This is a genomic window from Actinomycetota bacterium (genome assembly GCA_018830725.1).
In the GTDB taxonomy this organism is placed as follows: Bacteria; Actinomycetota; Humimicrobiia; order JAHJRV01; family JAHJRV01; genus JAHJRV01.
The window spans coordinates 1-2,851 of the sequence record JAHJRV010000128.1; the positions used below are offsets into that span (position 1 = coordinate 1).

General features: G+C 31.7%; 3 protein-coding genes. All 3 read right to left on the bottom strand.

From position 1 onward, the window contains the following. Window positions 1-217: 217 nt before the first annotated feature. The gene (meaB, locus tag KKC53_06075; protein ID MBU2598717.1) at window positions 218-1,174 is read right to left on the bottom strand and encodes a methylmalonyl Co-A mutase-associated GTPase MeaB; all 957 of its coding nucleotides are present in this window, start codon (window positions 1,172-1,174) and stop codon (window positions 218-220) included. A gap of 62 nt (window positions 1,175-1,236) precedes the next feature. After that, window positions 1,237-1,776, bottom strand: coding sequence for a cob(I)yrinic acid a,c-diamide adenosyltransferase (gene cobO, locus KKC53_06080; protein ID MBU2598718.1), 540 nt, complete (start codon window positions 1,774-1,776; stop codon window positions 1,237-1,239). 93 nt (window positions 1,777-1,869) lie between these two features. Then, window positions 1,870-2,712, bottom strand: a complete 843-nt coding sequence (locus tag KKC53_06085) for a 3-hydroxybutyryl-CoA dehydrogenase (protein MBU2598719.1) — start codon at window positions 2,710-2,712, stop codon at window positions 1,870-1,872. Between the last annotated feature and the right edge of the window lie 139 nt (window positions 2,713-2,851).

Here is a 2,851-nt window from a genome sequence, read left to right on the forward strand (position 1 = left end):
ACCGATTTAATTGAGACTTAGTTAAAAAATCATAAATTTTCATTTTTTTATCTTTTAAAATGTTTTGTAAATTAATTTATATTTAAAGATTTATGGTATATTTCTGCAGGTATTTTACTCTCCCCCTACCCCCTCCCACCAGGGGAGAGGGTATAGTAGGGCAACCCATTAGCTTTTATTAAATAGAAACTTGACATACAGAAATGACATTTATTGTTTATTTTATTTTCTCCATTAGTATATAAACAGCTTGTTGAGGGTCTATTTTTCTTTCTGAAACCTTCTTTATGATTTCTTTAAAATCCTTAATCTCTTTTATTTCTTTCCAAGTTTTACTCTTTATCTGCTCTGATAAGGTTTCTAGAACCTCTATCTCAGCTTGTTTTAATCTTTTTGATTTTAATCTATTATTTTTGTTTAGAAATTTCCAATGTTCATTAATTTTAGTTAAAAGTATATTAAAACCTTCTCCAGTTAGTGATTGGGTCTTAACTACTGGGGGTTCCCAATCTTTTTCACTGGTATTTAATTTAAGCATTGATTTGATTTCATTTTCTACTATATTTATTCCAGGTAAATCTGATTTATTTATTACATATATATCTGGAATTTCCATTACTCCTGCTTTTATTGTTTGGATAGCATCACCCATTAGCGGTGTTAGCACTAACAATACTGTGTCAACCACATTAGCAATTGCTATATCAACCTGTCCTACTCCTACAGATTCTACCAAAATAATATCTTTACCCATAGCATCAAGTACTCTGGTTGATTTTTGAGTCGAAAGTGCTATTCCACCAAGATGACCTCTACTTCCCATACTTCTTATAAAAACTTCTGGGTCAGTACTATGTTCTTGCATTCTTATTCTATCTCCTAAAACAGCACCACCTGTAAAAGGACTGGTTGCATCTACTGCAATAACACCAACACTAAGATTTTCTGCTCTAAATTTCTTTATAAGATGGTTTATTAAGCTGCTCTTACCAACACCAGGCGCTCCTGTTACTCCGATGATATGTGCTTTACCAGTATGTTGATAGATAATCTGCATTGCTTTTACAGCTTCATCTGGTTTATCCTCGATCATTGATATTAGCTTAGCAGCAGCTAACTTATCACCTTTAAGAAGTTTTTCTGTTAATTTACTCATTCTATCTTCTATTTTCATTATTCTATTCTCTATTTCGTTACAACATTTTCATAATCTACAAATATAACAAATGTTTATATTTAATATTCAATTCCTTTTCTTGTATCTACTCCTTTTGCAAACCAATGTTTTATTTCTTTGACTTCCGATACTAAATCAGCTTTTTCTATTATCTCCTCTGGAACATATCTACCTGTCAGAACAAGTTCCACATTTGGTGGTTTATCTTCAATTAACTCTAATACATCTTTCAATGAAATGAGATTAAAGTCCATAGCCACATTTATCTCATCCAAAATAACTAAATCATATAATTGGCTGAGCATTGCTCTTCTTGCTCTCTTAAGTCCTTTTTGTGCGAGTTCTATATCTTCTTTGGATGGATTATTTTTATTTACAAATGTTGTTAAGCCAAACTGCTCAATCTTTATCTGAGGAAGATATTTATTAATGGCTTTAACCTCACCATAATCTTTACTTCCTTTCATGAACTGAATAATGATTACTTTCAAATCGTGTCCGATAGCTCTTAAAGCTAATCCCAGTGCAGCTGTTGTCTTACCCTTGCCATTTCCTGTATATACTTGTATTAAACCCTCTTTTAATTTATCTTTCTTCATATTAAAAATAAAGCTTATTCACCCTTTAAAAAATTAGGTGATAAGAGTTGCGCTCCTTTCTATCTCACTAAGTATAAACTGTACAATCTCTAATTAATATTCATAAAAACCTTTACCAGTTTTTCGACCAAGCCTACCTGAATTAACCATATTTTTTAACAATGGACATGGACGATATTTTGAATCTTTAAATCCCTTGTAAAGAACTTCCATAACATCCAGGCAAGTATCAAGACCAATTAAATCCGCAAGTTCTAATGGACCCATTGGATGATTCATTCCTAATTTCATTACTGTATCTATATCCTCAGCTGATGAAATACCCTCCATAAAAACATATACAGCTTCGTTTATCATTGGCATCAATAGACGATTGGAAACGAACCCAGGAAAATCCTTAACTTCAACTGGAGTTTCCCCCAATTTAATAGCAAGTTCTTCAGTTTTATTAAATGTTTCCCTGGAAGTCTCAAGTCCACAGATTATTTCTACTAATTTCATAAGCGGAACTGGATTAAAAAAATGCATTCCAATAACCTTTTCTGGTCTTTTAGTTGCAGATGCAATATCAGTTATCGATAATGATGAAGTGTTTGTGGATAAAATGGTTTCTTGGGGACAAATTTCGTCTAATTTTGAAAATATTTTCTTTTTCAAATCAATATTCTCAGGAGCTGCTTCAATAACAAAATCTACATCACTTGCATCAGACAAATTTAAGGTGGTCATAATTTTGCTAAGTGCTTTATTTTTCTCTTCTTCAGTTAATTTGCTTTTTGCAACTCCTTTAGATAAGAAAGCATCTATTTTTTGAATTGCCCCTTTTGTGAATTTCTCATCAATATCATATATTAAAACACCAAAATCAGATTGTGCACAGACTTGTGCTATCCCTGAACCCATCTGTCCAGCACCAATTACCATTATCTTCTTTATCATTGTTACACCTCTTTTTTAAAAATTTATCAGGATAAAATGCATAATATTGAGATTGCTTCGGGACTTTGTCCCTCGCAATGACATATTAAAAATTGTTTACAATGATGGTATTCGCTGAATATTTACAATTTATTAT